Consider the following 20,088-nt stretch of genomic DNA (forward strand, 5'->3'; position numbering starts at 1 on the left):
ACGCTATGGCATCGTCGGGCTCGCCGGAGCGACCGCGGTGTCGGCGTCGGTCAATTGCCTGCTGCTCTATACGGTGCTTCATCGTCGCGGCTGGTTCCATTTCACGGCGAAGCTCGCCGGGCGCATCGCGCGCCAGCTGGTCGCGGTCGCGGCGATGGCGGCATTGCTCCTCTATATGATGCCGCTGATGCAGCCCTTTTACGGCGGCAATGCCTTCGAGCGCATCTGGTCGCTCGCTATCCTCGTCGCCGCGGGCGGCATGGTCTTTTTCGCCGCCGCCTTCGCGACCGGCGCGCTTGACAAGGATCTGCTCGCCATGCTGACGCGGCGGCGCCGCAATAGCGCGGTGACCACGAAGGAATAAGACATGCGGACGCTATCGGGCATCCAGCCCACCGGAAATTTGCACCTCGGCAATTATCTGGGCGCGATTCGCAACTGGGTGCGGATGCAGGACGATATGCCGGGGGAAAAGCTTTACTTCCTCGCCGACCTTCACGCGATCACCGTCCACAACGACCCGGCCGAGCTCACCGCGAACACGCGCGAAATGGCGGCGGCGCTGATGGCGGCCGGTATCGACCCCGACAAGGCGATCCTGTTCAACCAGGCGCGCGTCCCCGCGCATGCCGAACTCGCCTGGCTGCTCTTCTGCACCGCGCGGATCGGCTGGCTCAACCGGATGACGCAGTTCAAGGAAAAGTCGGGCAAGAACCGTGAGGGCGCGAGCGTCGGCCTCTATGCCTATCCGGTACTGCAGGCGGCCGACGTGCTGCTCTATCAGACGTCGCATGTCCCGGTCGGCGACGATCAGAAACAACATCTCGAGCTCGCGCGCGACATCGCGACCAAGTTCAACCTCGATACCGGGACCGAGACCTTCACGCTTCCCGAGCCGACGATCCCGCCGACCGCGGCCCGGATCATGAGCCTGCGCGACGGTACGGCGAAGATGTCGAAATCGGACCCGAGTGACGCGAGCCGGATCAACCTGATCGACGATCCCGATACGATCATGGCGAAGATCCGCAAGGCGAAGACCGATCCCGAACCGCTGCCGTCCGAAGCCGCGGGGCTGGAAGGCCGGGCCGAGGCGGCCAATCTCGTTTCGATCTATGCCGCGATGGCCGATGAAAGCGTCGATCAGGTGCTCGCGCGCTTTGCGGGGCAGGGGTTCGGGGCGTTCAAGCCGGCACTCGGCGAATTGCTCGTCGAGACGCTGCAGCCGATCGCGACGCGCTTTGCCGACTTGAAGGCCGATCCGGCAGCGATCGACGCGGCGCTGGAAGCCGGCGCGGCGCGCGCCGCGGCGCTGGCCAAGCCGACGCTCGATGCCGCCTATGCGGCGCTTGGGCTCTGCCGTTAAACACCTTCGTCTCATTATGAAAAATCTTGTTTGCCGGTTCCACCTCCCCATATCGGGGAGATGGAACCGCCGCGCGACGAAGCGGGTTCAACCAAGGTTAAGTCGCATCGATATAGTCATGCTATAAAAGGCGCCGTGTGTGCCGATCCGAATCACGGAGCAGAGACATGAGCAAGATCAATTTCCGGCATCTCGGCCTGGCCGCCATGACGGGTGCCGCACTGGCGCTCGCAAGCTGCGCGACGCCTTTCAAGGCCGATGTCGCGCGCTTCCAGACGCAGCTTCCCGCGCCGCAGGGCCAGAGTTTTGCGATCGAGGCGAGCAATCCCGCGTTGCAGGGCGGCATCGAGTTCGGCCAATATGCCAATCTCGTGGCGGGCGAACTCACCCGCTACGGCTATCGACCCGTGAGCGGCGGGGAGCGCCCGGATCTTGTCGTCCGCATGGACTATGGCGTCGACAAGGGCCGCGAGAAGGTCGTCTCGAGCCCCGGCTTCGGCGATCCATGGTACGGCGGCTGGGGCCCTTCCTATTATCGCCCCGTGATCGTCCGCGGTTCGGGCGGCCGCCGCTATGTCTATGGCTATCGCGACCCCTTCCTGTGGGGCGGTTTCGGACCCGGCTGGGGTTATAACGACGTGTCGAGCTACACCGTCTACACCAGCGGCCTCAACCTCCAGATCAACCGCGCCGCCGATGGTTATCGCCTGTTCGAAGGCCATGCCGAAGCGCAGTCGCGCGACAATAATCTGCAGGCGATCGTCCCGAACCTCGTCGAGGCGATGTTCACGGGCTTCCCCGGCAATTCGGGCGAGCGCGTCCGCATCACCGTGGCGCCCCCCGAAAAGGGCTGATCCCGGCGACAGGCGACAAGAAAAAAGGCCCGGCCTCCCCAGGGAAGCCGGGCCTTTTCCTTGGTGCGACCCAATCAGCTGTTCAGGCTGCGCCGGATGGCGGCAATTTCGGCGTCGAGTTCGCTGTCGGCGACGCGCAGCGCCTCGACCGTGCGTACGGCGTGAATCACCGTCGAATGGTCGCGCCCGCCGAAGCGGCGACCGATCTCGGGATAAGAGCGCGGCGTCAGTTCCTTTGCGAGATACATCGCGACCTGACGCGGGCGGGCGACGGCGCGGACGCGGCGCTTCGAGGCCATTTCCGACTTGTCGAGACGGTAGTGAGCGCACACTGCGCGCTGGATCTCGTCGATCGTGATCCGCGGGCGAGCGCTGCGAACATTCTCCGCCAGCCGGTCTTCGGCGAGCGCGAGGTCGACCGTCGTGCCGGTGAGCGCGGCGTAGGCGAGCAGTTTGTTGAGCGCGCCTTCGAGCTCGCGGATGTTGCGGGTGAAATGCTTGACCAGATAGGCAACGACCGCGTCGGGGACCTCGATCATCGGCATCGCGGCGAGCCGCTGGCGGATGATCCGTTCGCGAAGATCATTCTCGGGCGCCTCGATGTCGGCGACGAGCCCGCCCGACAGGCGCGACAGGAGCCGTGCCTCGACCCCGTCGAGCATCGCCGGCGGCCGGTCGGCGGTGACGACGAGGCGCTTGCCCGCGGTCATCAGGTCGTCGATCGTGTGAAGCAGCTCTTCCTGCGTCGAATTCTTTCCGATCACGAACTGCAGGTCGTCGAGCAGCAGCAGGTCGGCGGCGCGCAGCCGCGCCTTGAACGCCATCATGTCGCCGCCGCGCATCGCGCCGACGAATTCGAGCATGAACTTCTCAGCCGACATCAGGATGATATTCGCGGTCGGGTGCGACGCGGCATAATCCTGCGCGATCGCCTGAAGCAGATGCGTCTTGCCCTGACCGGTACCCGAGCAGAGATAGAGCGGGTTGAACTGCGGTGTCTCGGCCATCGCCATGCGCCGTGCGGCATTGGCGGCGAGAATGTTCGAGCGCGCGACGACGAAACGGTCGAACGAGAGGCGCGGATCGAAACCGAGCAGGGCAGGGTTCGCGGCGGGGGGCGGTTGCGGCGCCTCGAACGCGGGGAGCGGCTGCGACGAAAGGGCCGTCGCACGGTCGGCGGCCGCTGCGCCGCCGCGCACCGTTACCCCGCGCACCGTGGGCAATTGCTGCCGCCACGCGAGTTCGAGCCGTTCGCCAAAGCGTTCGTTGATCCAGTTTGCCGAAAAGCGGCTGGCGGTCTCGAGCGTCACGACGCCCGAAAGCGCGCAATAGTCGGCAAAGCGGACCGGCTTCAGCCAATGGTCGAAGGTGCGCGCGCCGAGGTCGCGGCGCAGCCCCTCTGCAACGCGCGGCCAGAGCATAGCGGCGTCTCCACCGCTCACAGCCCCATCCCTTGCATCCATCCCATGCCGATTCCTGCTTTGTATCACCCGTGTCGCCCCCTGAAGTCCCCCACCGTCCAGACGCTTCGCGCGGCCTGCGCACATACTGGTCCGTCACAGCCCACGCCTAGGGCGCAAGCCTCCTGACCCGGACACGCAGTCCGAAAAAGAACGAATCATGTCGATGTGGCGGCCGCCAGCGAAGGCCGACGACACCCCTGTCTAGGCAGGCGGTGCCGAGTCGATCAAGGGGCGCTCATGTAAAAATACTGAAATAAAAATCTTGACTCCCGATGGGGTCGGGAATCGCGCCAAGATCAATTTTTATTCAATAATTTCAATATATTATTTGTGACATCGTTTGTGACGCTAGCGAATCGCGAGAATTCCGTGACTTACCGCGCTGCAACACAAATGCCATCGCCGAGTCACAGAGTGGGCCATAAAAAAGGACCCGCCGACTGGGTGCCGGCGGGTCCTTTTTGTTCCCTTTCGGGACAATGGGTTCAGGCGATCGCGCGGTTAGGCGATCGCGTTCACGCTCTTGGTCAGGCGCGCATATTTGCGGGCGACCGTGTTCTTGTGGAGCACGCCCTTGGCAACGCCGCGCGCCATTTCGGGCTGTGCCGCCTTCAGCGCGGTCGCCGCAGCGTCCCTGTCACCCGAAGCGACGGCGGCCTCGACCTTCTTCACCAGCGTGCGGATGCGCGAAACGCGATTCTTGTTGATCGTGGCACGCGCCTGGTTGCGGCGGATGCGCTTCTTTGCCTGCGGCGTATTGGCCATAAATTCCTCTAGTCTTTCAAACGGTCTACATGGTCGGAGCACAGCCTCAGCGGAGCAGCCGAATCGCGCGAAAGCAGCGAATCAATGTCCGGATGCGGCCGGTTCCGGACGACCGGACCCTGCTCGAAGGGTGCGCCCATAGCCAGATTGTCATTTCGGGTCAACCGCGAAACGCCCCTAACGCTGGCATTTCGGGCAATGGAAGGTCGAGCGGCCGCTCTGCACCGTGCGTTCAATCTTGCCGCCGCATTCGCACGTCCCGCCCTCGCAGCCATAGACGCGCCAGTCCTTGGCGAAATAGCCCAGATCGCCCTCGGGGCTCAGGAAATCGCGCAAGGTCGATCCGCCCGCGGCGATCGCCGCGATCAGGACGTCCTTGATTGCCGGCACGAGCGCGGCCAGCTTCGCCCTGGACACATCGGCCGCTGGCCTCAGCGGCGAAATCTTCGCCACGTTCAGCGCCTCGCAGACATAGATGTTGCCGAGCCCGGCTACGATTGTCTGGTCGAGCAGCATCGCCTTGATCGGCGCCCGGCGTCGCGCCAGCGCGCGCGCCAGATAGGCGGCATCGAAATCGTCCGACAGCGGCTCGGGGCCCAATGACACGAAGGACGGGAACAGCGCGAGCGGGTCGCCGTTCACCAGGTCGACCGATCCGAACCGCCGCGGGTCGTGCAGGAACAGCCGGTGTCCCGCGGCCGTCTCCAGCAGCAGATGGTCATGTTTGCCCGCCTCGCCGCCCTCGGTCCGCCAGCGCCCCGACATGCCGAGGTGGAAGATCATATGGTCGTCGCGGTCGGTCGAGACGATGCCATATTTGGCTCGGCGCGACAGGCTGGTGACCGTCGCGCCGCTCAGTCGCTGCGCAAGGTCGGCGGGAAAGGGACGGCGGAGGTCGGGGCGGAAGGTCGTGACGGCGACCAGCCTTTGCCCTTCGAGGAAGGGCGTCAGGCCGCGAACGGTGGTTTCGACTTCGGGAAGTTCGGGCATATCGGCGAACCGGCTACGCGCCATTTGCTTGCGCTTCAACCCTTGGCTAAAGGCCGGTCAGACTTTGTTTCTCCCCGCATGAAAGCGCAATTGCATGGCCACTCCGGAAACCGTCAGCTTCGGCTATGAGCAAGTCCCCGCGGGCGAAAAGACCGCGATGGTCGGCGAAGTGTTCAGCCGCGTCGCGCGCAAGTATGACATCATGAACGATGCGATGTCGGGCGGTATGCATCGCCTGTGGAAGGATCGCTTCGTGCGCCGCGTCAAACCGCGCGAGGGCGAGACGATCCTCGACATGGCGGGTGGCACCGGCGACATCGCCTTCCGCATGGAGCGGTCGGGCGCCAGCATCACTGTTGCCGACATCAACCCGGACATGCTCGGCGTCGGCATGGAGCGCGCGGCGGAGCGCGGGATCGACACGCTCGTCTGGTCCGAACAGAATGCCGAGAAGCTCTCCTTTCCCGACCAGTTTTTCGACGCCTATACGATCGCCTTCGGTATCCGCAACGTCACCGACATCCCTGCGGCGCTGAAGGAAGCGCACCGCGTGCTGCGCTTTGGCGGGCGTTTCTTCTGCCTCGAATTTTCGACCAACGAATGGCCGGGCTTCGCACAGGTCTATGACGCCTATTCGCATCATTTAGTGCCGAAGCTCGGCAAGCTGATCGCCGACGACGAGGACAGCTATCGCTACCTGATCGAATCGATCCGCCGCTTCCCGCCGATGCCCGAATTCGCGCGGATGATCCGCGAGGCGGGCTTCACAGCGGTGAAGGTCGAGCCGATCATGGGCGGCCTCGTCGCGATCCACAGCGGGTGGAAAGCTTGACCCGACCGATCACCCATATTGCCCGCTTGCTGAAGTGGGGACGCATCCTCGCGCGCCACGGCGCGCTGCGCGGGATCGAGAGCGCGCCGCAGACCCCGCCGGGGGTCAAGCGCCTGTGCCGCATTGCGCGCTTCGGGACGATCCAGCCCGCGGTGCCCGACTATGCCGCGGCCTTTCAGGCGATCGGCCCCGCCGCGGTCAAGCTTGGCCAGACGCTCGCAACGCGTCCCGATCTCGTCGGCGAAGAGGCTGCGCGTAACCTGCTCACTTTGCAGGACGCGCTCGCGCCCGTCGCTTTCGACCGCATCCGGCAAGAAATCGAATCGACGTTCGAAGCTCCGCTCGAAAGCCTCTATAGCGAATTCGAACCCGAACCCGTCGGCTCGGCCTCGATCGCCCAGGTCCACCGGGCGGTGACGACCGACGGCCGCAGGGTCGCGGTCAAGGTCCGCCGCCCCGGCATCGACAAGCAGTTCGCGCGCGACATCGAAACCTATGAATGGGCCGCCGCGCATCTCGAGGCGCTCGGCGGCGAGGCGAGCCGCCTCCGCCCGCGGCAGGTCATCGCCAACTTCCGCCGCTGGACGCTGCGCGAACTCGACCTGCGCCGCGAGGCGGCTTCGGCGTCGGAGCTCGCCGACGCGATGGCGGCCGTACCGACTTACGAGGTACCCGCGATCGACTGGGATCGCACCGCCAATCGCGTGATGACGCTCGACTGGATCGACGGCATCAAGATTTCGCACCGCGATCAGCTGATCGCGGCGGGGCACGACATGGAGGTCTTGTCGGGCAATCTGGTAAACGCTTTTCTGCGGCAGGCGATCGCCGAGGGCTTCTTCCACGCCGACATGCACCAGGGCAATTTGTTCGTGAAGGCCGATGGGACGATCGCCGCGGTCGATTTCGGTATCATGGGGCGGATCAACCGGCAGGCGCGCTACTGGCTCGCCGAAATCCTCTATGGCCTGACCACGGGCAATTACCGCCGCGTCGCCGAGATTCATTTCGAGGCGCAATATGTCCCCGACTATCACAGCGTCGAGGAATTCGCGACGGCGCTCCGCGCGGTCGGCGAGCCGATGCGCGGCAAGCCGGTGAGCGAACTCAGCGTCGGGCAGATGCTCGACGGGCTGTTCGCGATCACCCGCGATTTCGACATGCAGACGCAGCCGCACCTTCTTCTTCTCCAGAAGACGATGGTGATGGTCGAGGGGGTGGCGACGATGCTCGACCCGAAGATCAACATGTGGGACGTCTCCGGCCCCTTCGTGCGCGAATGGATCCGCGACGAGCTCGGCCCCGAGGCCGCGCTCGCCGACGGCATCCGCGAGCAGGGCAAGACGCTGGCGCTGATCCCCGACATCATCCGCCGCCTCGATGCGCAATTGCCGAAGCCCGGCGGCGCGCCGCCCGCACCGCCGCTGCCCGAGATTCCGCTGATGTGGGACAAGGGCGAACGCCGCCGCTGGTGGCGCTATGCACTGGCGGCGCTGGTTGGCGCCGCTGCCGGGGCGGCCGCGCTGAACTGGTTCGGTTGATTCGAAAGACCGATGCGCATATCATATGCGCAAGGAGTATGGCGATGAACCGTCCCGCGCGATTCGAAGGCCCCAAGAAAGCCACCAATGTCTCGCTGAGCGCGGACCTGGTCGAAGAAGCCAAAAGGCTGGGCCTCAACGTCAGCGAAGCCTGTCAGGCCGGTCTTGCCGCCGAGGTGAAGAAGGCGCGCGAAATAGCGTGGCAGGAAGAGAATCGCGCCGCGATTGAAAGCTGGAACGACTATACGCGCAAGCATGGGCTGCCGCTCGCCAAATACCGGCTGTTCTGATGCCGCAGTTCGATGTTTACGAAAGCCGGAACGGGAGCGAGTTGCTGCTCGACTGCCAAAGCGATCTGCTCGGTCATTTCGACACGCGCTTCGTCGTTCCGCTGGTTCCCACACAAACCGCGCAGAAGCTGTCGCGCCTGCATCCGCTTTTTGAAATCGACGGCCAGCGGCATATCATGGCGACGCAATTGGCATCGGCCGTCGATGCAAAGGAACTGGGCTTGCGTGTCGCGTCGCTGGCCGACCGGCGCCACGACATATTGAACGCGCTCGACATGTTGCTGACAGGGGTTTGACGATGGCGGCAAAGCGCATCCTGCTGATCATCGGCGGCGGCATCGCCGCCTACAAGAGCATCGAGCTCGTCCGGCTGCTCCGCAAGTCGGGCCATGTCGTGCGCTGCGTGCTGACGCGCGCCGCCGAGCAGTTCGTGACCCCGCTCACGCTCGCCGCGCTCAGCGAGAATAAAGTCTATACAAATCTTTTCGACCTGAAGGACGAGGTCGAGATGGGGCATATCCAATTGAGCCGCGAAGCCGATCTCGTCGTCGTCGCGCCCGCGACCGCCGACCTGCTCGCGAAGATGGCGGCGGGCATCGCCGACGATCTGGCGACGACATTGCTGCTCGCGACCGACAAGCCGGTGCTCGCCGCGCCCGCGATGAACGTCCGCATGTGGCTGCACGCTGCGACACGGCGCAACGTCGCCGCGCTCCGCGGCGACGGCGTGACGGTGCTGGAACCCGACGAAGGCGAGATGGCGTGCGGCGAATATGGGCCGGGACGGCTTCCCGAGCCGCAGGCGATCAAGGACGCGATCGACCGGGCGCTCGCCAGCGCGCCTGCACCCGTGCCGCTTACAGGCCAGCCCGATTTCGCTCCCGCGAACCACCGTCCGCTTTTCGGCCGCCGCATCCTGATCACAGCCGGCCCTACGCACGAACCGATCGATCCGGTGCGCTACATCGCCAACCGCTCGAGCGGCAAGCAGGGCTTCGCGATCGCCGCCGCCGCCGCCGAAGCCGGCGCCGAGGTCTTGCTCATCGCCGGCCCGGTGCCGCTGCCGACCCCGCCCGGCGTGATCCGGATCGACGTCGAGACCGCGCGCGAGATGGCGGCAGAAGTCGAGGCTGGGCTGCCCGTCGATGCTGCGATCATGGTCGCCGCCGTCGCGGACTGGCGCGCCGCCGACACCGCGGCGCAGAAGATCAAGAAGGACGGCAGCGGCGCCGTGCCGCCGCTGGCGCTCGCCGAGAATCCCGACATCCTCGCCGGCCTCGCGAAAAGCCCGCGGCGCCCGCCGCTGCTCGTCGGCTTCGCCGCCGAGACCAACGACGTCATCGCGCACGCCGAAGCGAAACTCGCGCGCAAGGGGTGCGACTGGATCGTCGCCAACGATGTCTCGGCCGACCCGATGGGCGGCGAGACGAACCGCGTGCATATCGTCAGCAAGGCTGGCGTAGACAGTTGGGACCGGCTGCCCAAGGCCGCCGTCGCCCGCAAATTGATGGAAAAGATCGCCGATGAACTCGAAATCCGTGCACCCGCTGACTCCGATTGAGATCGCCATTCAGCGCCTGCCCAACGGCGGCGGCCTGCCGCTGCCCGCCTATGCCAGCGACGGCGCGGCGGGGATGGATGTCGTCGCGGCCGAGACGCTGACGCTGCGCCCCGGCGCGCGCCACGCGGTCGCGACCGGCTTCGCGATGGCGATCCCGCCGGGCTATGAGGTGCAGGTCCGTCCGCGCTCGGGCCTTGCGCTCAAGCATGGCATCACCTGCCTCAATACGCCCGGCACGATCGACAGCGACTATCGCGGCGAAGTGAAGGTGATCCTCGCCAATCTGTCCGACGAGAATTTCGAGATCGCGCGCGGCGACCGCATCGCGCAGCTCGTCCCCGCCCCCGTCCAGCGCGCGGCCTTCGCCGAGGTCGAAACGCTCGATGAAACCGCGCGCGGCGCGGGCGGCTTCGGCTCGACCGGGGTCGCGAGCGTGAGCAATGACGAGGCGATCGAAGACGACAATATCCCCGACAATGTCGGATCGCTGTCGGCGATGAAGATCCGCCAGCCGGGCGAATAGGCCTTGCTCAGCGACGCCGAACTCGACCGCTATGCGCGCCAGATCATCCTGCCGGCGTTCGGCGGCGCGGGGCAGGCGAAGCTCAAGGCCGCGCATGTCGCGGTCATCGGCGCGGGCGGGATCGGCTGTCCGGCAATCACCTATCTCGCCGCCGCCGGCGTCGGCCGGCTGACGATCATCGATCATGATGTCGTCGAGCTGTCGAACCTCCAGCGCCAGCCGCTTTTTGCCGACGGGAATATCGGCGCACGAAAGGCAGCAGTCGCCGCCGAAGCCGCGCGGCGGATCAATCCGCATGTCGAGGCGGTAGCGGCCGCCGAACGCCTCCACGCGGACAATGCCGAATCGCTGCTCGCCGGAGCGAATCTGATCCTCGACGGCTGCGACAATTTCGCGACCCGGCTCGCGGTCAATCGCGCCGCGGTCGCGCTGCGCCTCCCGCTGCTCTCCGCCGCGATCGGCGCGTTCGAGGGACAGGTCGCGCTGTACGAAGGGTGGCGAGCCGACAGCCCCTGCTATGCCTGCCTCGTCGGCGACGATCCTGACCGCCCCGGCATCAACTGCGCCGAGCAAGGGGTGATGGGCGCCCTCGCAGGCATGATCGGTACGATGGCGGCCCTCGAAGCGGTGCGTGCGCTTACCGGCTGGGGACAGCCGCTGGCCGGCAAGCTCGCCCTCATCGACATGCTCGACCGCCGCTGGCGCGAGGTTGCCGTCGCCAAGGACCCGGAGTGCCCGATTTGCCAGGGCTGAGCATCATCGTCGCGTCGGCCGACGGCGCGCGCTTCTATGCCGCGCTTGAGGCAGCCGCCGCGGCGGCGCTCGGCCGACCGGCACGCCTTTTCCTGCAGGGCGAGGCGGCGGCACTTCTCCGCACGCCCGTCTCGTTCGACGGCGACGCGGCGCGGCGCACGGCGGGCCAGCCCGACCTCGTCTCGCTGATCGCCGAGGCGATGGCGATGGACGTCCGCCTGATCGTCTGCCAGTCGGGCATGGCGCTGGCAGGGATGGCGGCGAGCGAACTGGTCCCGCAGGTGCGCGCCGGCGGTCTGGTGAGCTTCCTCGCCGACGTCGGACCCGGCGACCAGATCGTCACCTATTAAGGGTTTTTGCAGACCGTGATCGCTTCGGGTTTAGGGCGCTTCCCCTCGGGCACGAAGCGCGCGAGATAGCCCCCCGCGTGCGCCTTGTCGTCATAGGAGACGAGCTTGTAGCCGACCGCCTCGAACTCGCAGACGAGCAGGCGGAAAGGGGTGCCGTGCTGCGCGATCGGGCGGTCGCCGTCGACGACGATCACCTGCCCGCCCGCACGCAGCGCCGGGCGCAGCCGCCAGAGGAAGGCGTATGGCTCGCCGATCTCGTGATACATATGGACCATGAACACGCGGTCGAAGCTGTTCGCCGGTAACCGCGGATCGTCGATGGCCCCCAGTTTCAGCGAGACATTGTCGAGCCGCTCGCGCGCGACGCGGTCGGCGAGGCGTTCGATCACCTCGGGCTGGATATCCTGCGCGAGCACACGGCCGGTAGCGCCGACGCGCGGCGCGAGGCGCACCGTATAGTAGCCGTCGCCAGCGCCGATGTCGGCGACCGTCATCCCCGCGCGGACGTCGGTCGAATCCATGATGTCGTCAGCCTCGTTGACGCGGTCGCGCGCTTCCTCGGTCGACCATTTGGTCGAGGTGATCGGCGCGACCGGGCGGTCGGCGGGCGGAAACTCGCGCGCTGTCTCGGGCCGGTCGCTGTCCTCGCTCCACGGCGCGTCGCAACCGCCGAGAAGCGGCAGCGCCGCCAGCGCGGCAAGCAGGGCCGCGCGGCGGATCATCAGTCGATGTCCTCCACCTCGACCTTTTCGCCCGTCACCTTCTGCGACAGCGCCGCCGCCATGAAGGGATCGAGCGCGCCGTCGAGCACGTCGCCCGGCGCGGTCGAGGTCACGCCGGTGCGCAGGTCCTTCACCAGCTGATAGGGCTGGAGGACATAGGAACGGATCTGGTGGCCCCAGCCGATCTCGGTCTTCGCCTGATATTCGCCCGATGCCTCGGCCTCGCGCTTCTGCAGCTCGGCCTCGTAGAGGCGCGCTTTCAGCATCCCCATCGCGGTCGCGCGGTTCTTGTGCTGCGAGCGGTCGATCTGCGACGCGACGACGATGCCGGTCGGAACGTGGGTGATGCGGACCGCCGAATCGGTCGTGTTGACGTGCTGGCCGCCCGCGCCCGAGGCGCGATAGGTGTCGATCTTGAGGTCGCTTTCCTTGATCTCGATCTCGATGTTATCGTCGATCACCGGATAGACCCACACCGACGAGAAGCTGGTGTGGCGCCGCGCCGAGCTGTCGTAGGGCGAAATGCGGACGAGGCGGTGGACGCCGCTTTCAGTCTTCGCATAGCCATAGGCGTTCTCGCCCTTGACCAGCATCGTCGCCGACTTGATCCCGGCCTGGTCGCCCGCCTGATATTCGATCAGCTCGACCTTCATGCGCCGCTTTTCGGCCCAGCGGCTGTACATGCGCTGGAGCATCTCGGCCCAGTCCTGGCTTTCGGTGCCGCCGGCGCCGGCATGCACCTCGATATAGCAGTCGTAACTGTCGGCCTCGCCCGCGAGCAGCGCCTTGATCTTGTCGTCCTCGGCGCGCGCGGCGAGCGCGGCGAGGCTCGCGACGGCGTCATCGACCAGCGCCTCGTCGCCTTCCATCTCGGCGAGCTCGATCAGTTCGACCGTATCGGCCATCTCCTTCTCGATCGCGCGCGTCGCGGTGATCGCCTCGTCGAGGCGGCGGCGCTCGCGCATGACCTCCTGCGCTGCCTTGGGGCTATCCCAAAGCGTCGGGTCCTCGACCTTGGCATTGAGTTCGTCGAGCCGGCGCAGGGCGCGGTCCCAATCGAGGAACCGGCGCAGCAGCGCCAGCGCGGCGTTGATCGTATCGACATGATCCTGCGCTTCGGCGCGCATGGTCTTAGCTCCTGAAATTCGGTCGGGCACCGGCCATAAACGCTGGCGCGCCAGAGACAAGCGTCAGATGATGCCGCCGCGGTCGTCGAGGAAGTCGCTGTCCGTCCGCCCCGACGAACTCTTCTTCGCCGGGCCGGTCGCCGCTTTCGGCGTCCTGATCGGCTTGATTTCCTCCTCGCGGATCGTTCGCCGGGGTTCGCTCTCGGGCTTGAAGGCTTCCCAGATGATCGCGGCCTTGGGGTCGCTGCCGGGCCAGCTGCCATAGACGCGGCGGCCCGACTGGCGGTCGATGCGGACCATGCGGATGCCCTTGGGCGCCGTGAACGGCACCGGCGGCGCATCGGTCAACGCGCCTAGGAAGAAGTCCTTGAAGATCGGCGCCGCGAAGCTGCCGCCCTGCGCATAGCCGCCCATGCTGCGCGGCTTGTCGAAGCCGATATAGACGCCCGCCACGACATCGGGCGAGCCGCCGACGAACCAGACGTCGTTCGGGCCGGTCGTCGTCCCGGTCTTGCCGAACAGCGGCACGCCCAAATCACGCAGGCGCACCGCCGTGCCGCGCTGGACGACACCCTCGAGCATGTGGACGACCTGATAGGCGGTCAGCGGGTCCATGAGCTGCTTGCCCGAAGGCGCGAAGCGCGGCATCGGCTTGCCGTCCCAGTCCTTCATGTTGCAGCCGTCGCACGCCCGCCAGTTCTTCGGGAAAATCACCTTGCCGCGGCGATCCTGCGCATAGTCGATCAGCCGCGGTTTCAGCTCGCGGCCATGGTTCGCGAGCATCGAAAAGGCGTTGGTCATCTTCTCGACCGTCGTCGTCCCGGCGCCGAGTGCGGTCGAGAGATAGGGTTCGTGCTGGCCGATGCCCATCGTCCTGATCGTCTCGACGATCGGTTCCATCCCGATCTGGCTCGCGGTGCGCACCGTCATCAGGTTGCGCGACTGTTCGAGGCCCCAGCGCATCGTATGCTCGCCCGACCCGCCGCCGCCGCCGAAGTTGCGGAAGCATTTGTTGCCGAGGTTCGCGCCCTGATAGACGCAGAACGGCCCATCGACGATCATCGTCGCGGGGGTCATGCCGTTGTCGAGCGCGGTCGCATAGACGAAGGGCTTGATCGTCGAACCCGGCTGGCGCTCGGCCTGCGTCGCGCGGTTGAAGGGCGACAGGCGGACGTCGAAGCCGCCCTGCATCGCATAGATGCGGCCCGAATGCGGGCTTTCGACGACCATGCCGCCCGACACTTCGGGAATGTTCCGGAGCTGATAGACGCCGGGTCCGGTCGCCTTGACCGCGATCAGGTCGCCCGGACGCATCGCCGAGAAGGCGCTGCCGCCGGTCTTGCGATAGCCGAGCGCGGCCGCACCCGCGGGGAGCGTGCCGGTGTCGCCGTTCGCAAAGCCGATCCGCGCCCCGCCGGCCGATTTCGACAGCACCGCCGCGACGCGCCAATTGTCGTAATCGATGCCGATGAAGCTCGACGCGAGGCGGCTCTGCCACTGGTCGTCGGCCTCGATCCGCGCGATCGGACCCGACCAGCCCTTGCCGGCGTCGTAGCGCTGGAGCCCCTTGCGCAGCGCGACGGTCGCCGCGTCCTGCATCTTGCCGTCATAGGCGGTGCGGACCCACAGGCCGCCGCCATAGACCGACAGCGGGCCGTCCTCGGGCGTCTCGCCGAACTGGTCGATCAGCTGGCGGCGCACCTCTTCCATATAATAGCCGCCGACCTGCGCGACCGCCTTGTTCCCGGTTTCCGACAGGCCGAGCGGCATTGCCTGCGCGGTGTCGCGCTGCGCGGCGGTGATCCAGCCGTTGCGGAACATTTCGGACAGCACGAAATTGCGCCGCGCGATCGCCTTGTCGGCGTTGCGCGCGCGGCCATAGGTCTCGGGCGCCTTGGGCAGGATCGCGAGGAAGGCCATTTCGTGGAGGGCGAGCTGGTCGACGTCCTTGTCGAAATAGGCGCGCGCCGCCGCCTGCACCCCGAAGCTGCGGCGGCCGAGCGGGATCTCGTTCAGATAAAGTTCGAGGATCTGCTCCTTGGTCAGCGCCGCCTCGATGCGCTTGGCGAGGATCGCCTCGCGAATCTTGCGCGTGTAGCTAACCTCGTTGGTGAGCAGCAGATTCTTCGCGACCTGCTGGGTGATCGTCGAGGCGCCGATCGGGCGGCCGCTGTTCGTCAGGTTGGTGATGATCGCGCTGACGATGCCCGGATAATCGATCCCGCCATGTTCGAAGAAGGTGCGATCCTCGGCCGCCAGATAGGCGCGGACGAGAAGCGGCGGATATTCGCTATATTCGAGCTGGACGCGCCGTTCGCGCGCATAGCTGTGGACCGGCTTGCCCTCGGCATCGCGGACCATCGTCGGCAGCGGCGGTTCATAGTCGCGAAGCTGGTCGACCGACGGCAGGTTGCGCGCGAACACCGCCCAGATCAGGATCAGCGCGAGCAGTCCCGCACCCGCCAGATAGCCGAGAATGCGGAACCAGCGCCGCCCCCACATCTCCCGGAACCAGGCGATAGCCGCATTGCTGTCGCGGCGCAGACGGTAGCGGAAGTGGGACAGGGTCTCGGACGGCATAGGCCCAAGCCTCTAAAGGCTGCGCGCGCGAAAGGGAAGCGGGGTTGCGGCGGGCCGTATCACCGCCCCCGGCCGCGTGCGCTCACCGGCCAGATCGCGACCAGCGTATCGCCTTCGACGACATGATAATGGTCGTAGAGGTTGATGGTCGGGTCGCAGTGCGGGACGGTCAGCGTCACCGGGTCGCCCGGCGCGAGCCGCTCGCCGATACCCGGCGCGACCAGCGCCGCATGTTCGTCGCCCATGAAAGCGAAGCGCGCATCTTCCGGCGCGCCCTGCCGCACGACCGCGACCCCGCCGTCGGTCGAGAGCGCCTTGAACCCCGCGTCGATCGTCACCAGCGCCGCATGATTGGCGCTGACCACCCGCGCATCGACCCCGAGCGCGGTTTCGAACGGAATCTCGCCGTCACCCGTCAGGTCGCAATCGAGATACTGCTTGTCCATGAAGACATAGGAGCCCGCCTGAAGCTCGGTAAAGACGCCGAGCTCAAGGTCGATCCGGTGCGTTCCCGTTCCCGACCCGCTGACGATGTCGGACGCGAAGCCCGCCTCGGCCAGCGCGGCGATCACCGTCCGCAGATAGCCGGTGCGCTCGACGATCGCGGCGCGGCGTTCCGCATAATCCTCGATATGCTGCTGCGAGCCGCAATAATATTGAACGCCGCGCAGGCGGAGCGTCGGGAGATCGGCGATCACCCGCGCGAGCGCCACCGCGGCTTCGGGCGAGGCGACCCCGGTGCGCGCGATGCCGGGATCGATGTCGATGAGGACGTCGAGCGCCGCGCCCTCGGTCGCAAGCGCCGCGTCGATCCGCGCCGCGACCAGGGGATGATCGACCACCGCCATCAGCCCGTCGGCGCGCGCCGCAAGGCTCGCAAGCCGTTCGATCGCGCGCGGCGCGGCGACGGGCGAAGTGATGAGGATGCCCTTTATCCCGCCCCCGGCGAGCGCCTCGGCCTCGCCGATCTTGGCGCAGCAGACGCCGAGCGCGCCTGCGCCGAGCTGGCGCTTCGCGATATCGACGCTCTTGTGAGTCTTCGCATGCGGACGCAGGCCGACGCCATGCGCCGCCGCGAGCGCCGCCAGCGCGGCGATATTGCGGTCGAGCGCCGCGCGGTCGAGGATCAGCACGGGCGTGTTGAGATCGGCGCGCGATCCCTGGCGGCCGACCAGATGCGCATGCAGCGTCAGATCATCGCTCACCCGTCACCTCGCCTCACCGGGCCGCCGCCGCGACCCGGCGCGCGAAATGAATCTGCACCGCGTCGCGAACGCCGCGCGCGACCTTCTGCTGCCCCGCCCTGGAGGACAGGAAATCGGCGTCGTCCTTGTTCGAGAGGAAGCCGGTCTCGAACAGCACCGACGGCGTATCGGGCGCCTTCAGCACCACGAAGGAGGCGAAGCGATGCGCCGTGGTCCGGAACGTCACCTCGTCCGACGCCTCGCGCTGGAGCAACCGTGCGAAGTCCGACGCGACATTCATCGTCTCGCGCTGGGTCAGGTCGAGAAGGATCGACGACACCGCGCCGCTGTGCGCACCCAGATCGACGCCGTTGATGATGTTCGCCTTGTTCTCGCGCGCCGCGAGCCGCGCCGCCTCGCGGTCCGATGCGACCTCGGACAGCGTATAGATCGACGCGCCATGCGCCTCCTCATTCGCTGCGGCGTCGGCATGAATCGAAAGGAAAAGATCGGCCTTCAGCCGCCGCGCGATGCCATAACGCTCCTCGAGGACGAGAAAACGGTCGTCGGCGCGGGTCAGCGCGACGCGCACCCGACCGCCCGCGACCAGATCGTCGCGGATCGCCTTCGCGATGGCCAGCGTGATATCCTTTTCCTGCTTGCCGCTGTGCGGGCTCGTCGCCCCGGGATCATGTCCCCCGTGCCCCGCGTCGATTACGACGAGCGGCAGGCGGGGATTATCGGGGCCGGCGATCGCGGGCAGCGGCAGCGCGGGCTTCGGCTGCCCGATCGGCACGGTGACGCTGTAGCGCTTTTTGGGCTTGCCGGCGCGAAACCAGGCAGTCTGCGGCCCTGCCGTCCGCTCCAGACCGGCGCTGCGGCGAAAATGGTCCGCCGCTTCGCCCGCCTGCGCCGGCAGCGGCAGCAGCCAGGCGAGGATGAGCGCCGGCAGCGCCGCCTTTCCGCCCCGCCGCGGCCGCCCATCGATCCAGCACCTGTTCGAAATCATGAAGCCCTCGACCGTGAGACGCGGTGAATCCCCTATTAGCCGCACCATGTCAAACGCCGGTTCATGCGCGGCGGACGGCGCCATATGGTTGCAATAGAATGACAGCATCCCATCTTTGTGCGGTGGCGGAGGTTGCCGTCGGCGCATGCCGATGCTAGCACCCCCCACACTGGCGGTGTCCTTCCCGGCGCCGCCCGGCCTTTTGAGGGGAAAGGCCTGGCCCGCGCGAATCGCGGATCAGCGCCGCCCCGGTGCCGGGCATGCAGGGAAAGACGCCGTGCCGCCAGTCCACCCGGTTGACCGGGCGATCGGAACGCCTTTCCTCGGAAAGGCGCAAGACCGTCCGGATCATCCCGCAAACAGGTTGATGCCGCATGAGGCTTGCCATGCCCTCTTCTGATCGCGACGCAGGTGCCTTTGCCCCTGCATGCGTCGCGACCGAAGACCGCATGCGCGTCCAGGACCGGACGCGGGCCGCGCGCGGCAATAACGTCATCTTTTCCATGAACCCTATCGACCGCCGCCGTCCGCAAGGGATGGTCGCGGCCTTTTTGTTTGGCGCGCCGCGGCGCGCCTGGAGTAATACTAATGACCACGCGCATGTTGATCGACGCGCGGCACCGGGAAGAGACCCGGGTCGCCGTCACCAAGGGAAACCGCATCGAGGAGTTTGATTTCGAGTCCGCCGAGCACAAGCAGCTCAAGGGCAATATCTATCTGGCCAAGGTAACCCGCGTCGAACCGTCGCTGCAGGCGGCGTTCGTCGAATATGGCGGCAATCGCCACGGCTTCCTGGCGTTCAGCGAAATCCACCCCGACTATTACCAGATTCCGAAGGAAGACCGCGAGGCGCTGCTTCGCGAAGAGGCCGAACACGCCGCCGCCGCCGCGCAGCGCGCCGAGGATGATCTCGACGAGCTCGAGGGCGATGTCGCCGACGTCGAATATCATGACGACGATCATGGCGACGCGCCCCCAGCACCCGAAACCGTCGGCGAGGACGCCGACGAGGATGCGGGCGACGAGCATGACGACGCCGACGAGAATGGCGAAACCGCCGAAGAAGGCGCCGAGGAATCGCGCGAAGGCCGCGGCGACCGCCGCCGGGGTCGCGGCAAGGGCGGCCGGAACGGGCGCAAAGGCGGCCGCGGCCGCCGCGGCGACGACGAAGACGGCGAAAACCGCATGTCGCTGCGCCGCCGCTACAAGATCCAGGACGTCATCCGCCGCCGTCAGGTGATGCTGGTCCAGGTCGTCAAGGAAGAACGCGGCAACAAGGGTGCCGCGCTCACCACCTATTTGTCGCTCGCCGGCCGCTATTGCGTGCTGATGCCGAACACGATGCACGGCGGCGGGATCAGCCGCAAGATTTCGAACGGCGCCGATCGCCGCAAGCTGAAGGCGATGATCGACGAACTCGCGCTGCCGCCGACGATGGGCTGCATCGTCCGCACCGCCGGGATGAGCCGCACCAAGGTCGAGATCAAGCGCGACTTCGACTATCTCGCGCGCCTGTGGGACGAAATCCGCGAAAAGACGCTGGGGTCGAGCGCGCCCGCGCTGATCCATTCGGACAGCGATCTCGTCAAGCGCGCGATCCGCGACATCTATCACAAGGATATCGAGGAAGTCCTCGTCGAGGGTGACGAGGGCTACAAGGCGGCGAAGCAGTTCATGAAGCTGCTGATGCCCAGCCACGCGCGGCGGGTGAAGCAATATGCCGACCCCGTGTCGCTCTATCAGCGCTATGGTGTCGAAGACCAGCTTGCCGGGATGCTCAATCCCGTCGTCCAATTGAAATCGGGCGGCTATCTGGTGATCAACCCGACCGAGGCCTTGGTGTCGATCGACATCAACTCGGGCCGCTCGACGCGCGAGCATAATATCGAGCAGACCGCGCTCAGCACCAACCTCGAAGCCGCGCACGAAATCGCGCGCCAGCTTCGCCTCCGCGACATGGCCGGGCTGATCGTGATCGACTTCATCGACATGGATCACGGCTCGAACGTCCGCAAGGTCGAGCGCGCGATGAAGGATGCGCTCAAGAACGACCGCGCGCGCATCCAGGTCGGCCGCATCTCGGGCTTCGGCCTGATGGAGATGAGCCGCCAGCGGCTGCGCACCGGCGTCCTCGAAGCCTCGACGCGTCCGTGCCCGCACTGCGAAGGCACCGGCCTC

The 20,088-nt window shown here is 66.6% G+C and carries 19 protein-coding genes and 1 pseudogene; 12 read left to right on the forward strand and 8 right to left on the reverse strand.

Annotated elements, in window-relative coordinates:
• From ACE3SL_RS14985 to ACE3SL_RS14995, 3 genes are all read left to right on the forward strand, one after another.
• Positions 1 to 364, forward strand: a 364-nt coding sequence (locus ACE3SL_RS14985; RefSeq protein WP_374526525.1) for a polysaccharide biosynthesis C-terminal domain-containing protein, incomplete at its 5' end; no start/stop codon positions are given.
• A gap of 3 nt (positions 365 to 367) precedes the next feature.
• Positions 368 to 1,366 (forward strand): tryptophan--tRNA ligase, encoded by a 999-nt coding sequence (gene trpS / locus ACE3SL_RS14990; RefSeq protein ID WP_374392001.1) that lies wholly within the window; start codon positions 368 to 370, stop codon positions 1,364 to 1,366.
• Positions 1,367 to 1,533: 167 nt separating this feature from the next.
• Entirely contained in the window at positions 1,534 to 2,220 is a 687-nt protein-coding gene (locus ACE3SL_RS14995) for a DUF4136 domain-containing protein (RefSeq protein WP_204992212.1), read from the forward strand.
• 74 nt (positions 2,221 to 2,294) lie between these two features.
• On the opposite strand, the gene dnaA is transcribed toward ACE3SL_RS14995, so the two are convergent.
• From dnaA to mutM, 3 genes are all read right to left on the reverse strand, one after another.
• Positions 2,295 to 3,641: a chromosomal replication initiator protein DnaA gene (gene dnaA / locus ACE3SL_RS15000; RefSeq protein WP_374526526.1), complete on the reverse strand. Its 1,347-nt coding sequence runs from the start codon at positions 3,639 to 3,641 to the stop codon at positions 2,295 to 2,297.
• A 543-nt stretch (positions 3,642 to 4,184) separates the two neighbouring features.
• The gene (gene rpsT, locus ACE3SL_RS15005) at positions 4,185 to 4,448 is read right to left on the reverse strand and encodes a 30S ribosomal protein S20 (protein ID WP_282949411.1); all 264 of its coding nucleotides are present in this window, start codon (positions 4,446 to 4,448) and stop codon (positions 4,185 to 4,187) included.
• Positions 4,449 to 4,625: 177 nt separating this feature from the next.
• Positions 4,626 to 5,438, reverse strand: a complete 813-nt coding sequence (mutM, locus tag ACE3SL_RS15010; RefSeq protein WP_374392018.1) for a bifunctional DNA-formamidopyrimidine glycosylase/DNA-(apurinic or apyrimidinic site) lyase — start codon at positions 5,436 to 5,438, stop codon at positions 4,626 to 4,628.
• Positions 5,439 to 5,532: 94 nt separating this feature from the next.
• Here mutM and ACE3SL_RS15015 point away from each other — a divergent pair, with 94 nt between their 5' ends.
• The 8 genes and pseudogenes from ACE3SL_RS15015 (at position 5,533) to ACE3SL_RS15050 (ending at position 11,288) form a co-directional block, all read left to right on the forward strand.
• A complete protein-coding gene (locus ACE3SL_RS15015; protein ID WP_058456308.1) occupies positions 5,533 to 6,270 on the forward strand; it encodes a class I SAM-dependent methyltransferase in 738 nt (245 codons plus the stop codon).
• Positions 6,267 to 7,811 carry a 2-polyprenylphenol 6-hydroxylase gene (gene ubiB, locus ACE3SL_RS15020; RefSeq protein WP_374526527.1) on the forward strand — a complete coding sequence of 515 codons (1,545 nt, stop codon included), beginning with the start codon at positions 6,267 to 6,269 and terminating at the stop codon, positions 7,809 to 7,811. Before ACE3SL_RS15015 ends, ubiB begins: the two co-directional genes overlap by 4 nt.
• A 44-nt stretch (positions 7,812 to 7,855) precedes the next feature.
• The gene (locus ACE3SL_RS15025; protein WP_374526528.1) at positions 7,856 to 8,101 is read left to right on the forward strand and encodes a type II toxin-antitoxin system CcdA family antitoxin; all 246 of its coding nucleotides are present in this window, start codon (positions 7,856 to 7,858) and stop codon (positions 8,099 to 8,101) included.
• Entirely contained in the window at positions 8,101 to 8,397 is a 297-nt protein-coding gene (locus ACE3SL_RS15030) for a CcdB family protein (RefSeq protein ID WP_374526529.1), read from the forward strand. The genes ACE3SL_RS15025 and ACE3SL_RS15030 overlap by 1 nt, the downstream gene beginning before the upstream one ends.
• A 2-nt stretch (positions 8,398 to 8,399) precedes the next feature.
• A complete protein-coding gene (gene coaBC, locus ACE3SL_RS15035; protein WP_374526530.1) occupies positions 8,400 to 9,662 on the forward strand; it encodes a bifunctional phosphopantothenoylcysteine decarboxylase/phosphopantothenate--cysteine ligase CoaBC in 1,263 nt (420 codons plus the stop codon).
• Positions 9,625 to 10,086: pseudogene (gene dut / locus ACE3SL_RS15040) on the forward strand (dUTP diphosphatase); the annotation flags it as partial. The gene coaBC and the pseudogene dut, both read left to right, overlap by 38 nt.
• 102 nt (positions 10,087 to 10,188) lie before the next feature.
• Positions 10,189 to 10,938: a ThiF family adenylyltransferase gene (locus ACE3SL_RS15045; protein WP_374526531.1), complete on the forward strand. Its 750-nt coding sequence runs from the start codon at positions 10,189 to 10,191 to the stop codon at positions 10,936 to 10,938.
• Positions 10,917 to 11,288, forward strand: coding sequence for a DsrE family protein (locus ACE3SL_RS15050; RefSeq protein WP_374526532.1), 372 nt, complete (start codon positions 10,917 to 10,919; stop codon positions 11,286 to 11,288). The genes ACE3SL_RS15045 and ACE3SL_RS15050 overlap by 22 nt, the downstream gene beginning before the upstream one ends.
• Here the strand turns inward: ACE3SL_RS15050 and ACE3SL_RS15055 are convergent.
• From ACE3SL_RS15055 to ACE3SL_RS15075, 5 genes are all read right to left on the reverse strand, one after another.
• Positions 11,285 to 12,010: a class I SAM-dependent methyltransferase gene (locus tag ACE3SL_RS15055; RefSeq protein WP_374526533.1), complete on the reverse strand. Its 726-nt coding sequence runs from the start codon at positions 12,008 to 12,010 to the stop codon at positions 11,285 to 11,287. The two genes, ACE3SL_RS15050 and ACE3SL_RS15055, sit on opposite strands and share 4 nt — an antisense overlap.
• Positions 12,010 to 13,137 (reverse strand): peptide chain release factor 2, encoded by a 1,128-nt coding sequence (gene prfB, locus ACE3SL_RS15060; protein WP_374526534.1) that lies wholly within the window; start codon positions 13,135 to 13,137, stop codon positions 12,010 to 12,012. The genes ACE3SL_RS15055 and prfB overlap by 1 nt, the downstream gene beginning before the upstream one ends.
• 63 nt (positions 13,138 to 13,200) lie before the next feature.
• Positions 13,201 to 15,717, reverse strand: coding sequence for a penicillin-binding protein 1A (locus ACE3SL_RS15065; RefSeq protein WP_374526535.1), 2,517 nt, complete (start codon positions 15,715 to 15,717; stop codon positions 13,201 to 13,203).
• 59 nt (positions 15,718 to 15,776) lie between these two features.
• Positions 15,777 to 16,922 carry a DSD1 family PLP-dependent enzyme gene (locus tag ACE3SL_RS15070; protein WP_374526536.1) on the reverse strand — a complete coding sequence of 382 codons (1,146 nt, stop codon included), beginning with the start codon at positions 16,920 to 16,922 and terminating at the stop codon, positions 15,777 to 15,779.
• Between the two features lie 13 nt (positions 16,923 to 16,935).
• Positions 16,936 to 17,958, reverse strand: coding sequence for an N-acetylmuramoyl-L-alanine amidase (locus ACE3SL_RS15075; protein WP_374526538.1), 1,023 nt, complete (start codon positions 17,956 to 17,958; stop codon positions 16,936 to 16,938).
• Between the two features lie 540 nt (positions 17,959 to 18,498).
• On the opposite strand from ACE3SL_RS15075, the gene ACE3SL_RS15080 reads away from it, so the two are divergent.
• Positions 18,499 to 20,088 (forward strand): ribonuclease E/G (locus ACE3SL_RS15080; RefSeq protein WP_374526537.1); only part of this gene is annotated, 1,590 nt, incomplete at its 3' end.

The sequence above is a fragment of the Sphingopyxis sp. genome (genome assembly GCF_041916015.1).
Lineage (GTDB): Bacteria > Pseudomonadota > Alphaproteobacteria > Sphingomonadales > Sphingomonadaceae > Sphingopyxis.

Bases quoted from the DNA above. Each gene is read 5' to 3' on its own strand.
- trpS (WP_374392001.1), top strand. From the start codon at position 368: ATGCGGACGCTATCGGGCATCCAGCCCACCGGAAATTTGCACCTCGGC.
- ACE3SL_RS14995 (WP_204992212.1), top strand. From the start codon at position 1,534: ATGAGCAAGATCAATTTCCGGCATCTCGGCCTGGCCGCCATGACGGGT.
- dnaA (WP_374526526.1), bottom strand. From the start codon at position 3,641: ATGCTCTGGCCGCGCGTTGCAGAGGGGCTGCGCCGCGACCTCGGCGCG.
- rpsT (WP_282949411.1), bottom strand. From the start codon at position 4,448: ATGGCCAATACGCCGCAGGCAAAGAAGCGCATCCGCCGCAACCAGGCG.
- mutM (WP_374392018.1), bottom strand. From the start codon at position 5,438: ATGCCCGAACTTCCCGAAGTCGAAACCACCGTTCGCGGCCTGACGCCC.
- ACE3SL_RS15015 (WP_058456308.1), top strand. From the start codon at position 5,533: ATGGCCACTCCGGAAACCGTCAGCTTCGGCTATGAGCAAGTCCCCGCG.
- ACE3SL_RS15025 (WP_374526528.1), top strand. From the start codon at position 7,856: ATGAACCGTCCCGCGCGATTCGAAGGCCCCAAGAAAGCCACCAATGTC.
- ACE3SL_RS15030 (WP_374526529.1), top strand. From the start codon at position 8,101: ATGCCGCAGTTCGATGTTTACGAAAGCCGGAACGGGAGCGAGTTGCTG.
- coaBC (WP_374526530.1), top strand. From the start codon at position 8,400: ATGGCGGCAAAGCGCATCCTGCTGATCATCGGCGGCGGCATCGCCGCC.
- ACE3SL_RS15055 (WP_374526533.1), bottom strand. From the start codon at position 12,010: ATGATCCGCCGCGCGGCCCTGCTTGCCGCGCTGGCGGCGCTGCCGCTT.
- prfB (WP_374526534.1), bottom strand. From the start codon at position 13,137: ATGCGCGCCGAAGCGCAGGATCATGTCGATACGATCAACGCCGCGCTG.
- ACE3SL_RS15065 (WP_374526535.1), bottom strand. From the start codon at position 15,717: ATGCCGTCCGAGACCCTGTCCCACTTCCGCTACCGTCTGCGCCGCGAC.
- ACE3SL_RS15075 (WP_374526538.1), bottom strand. From the start codon at position 17,958: ATGGTGCGGCTAATAGGGGATTCACCGCGTCTCACGGTCGAGGGCTTC.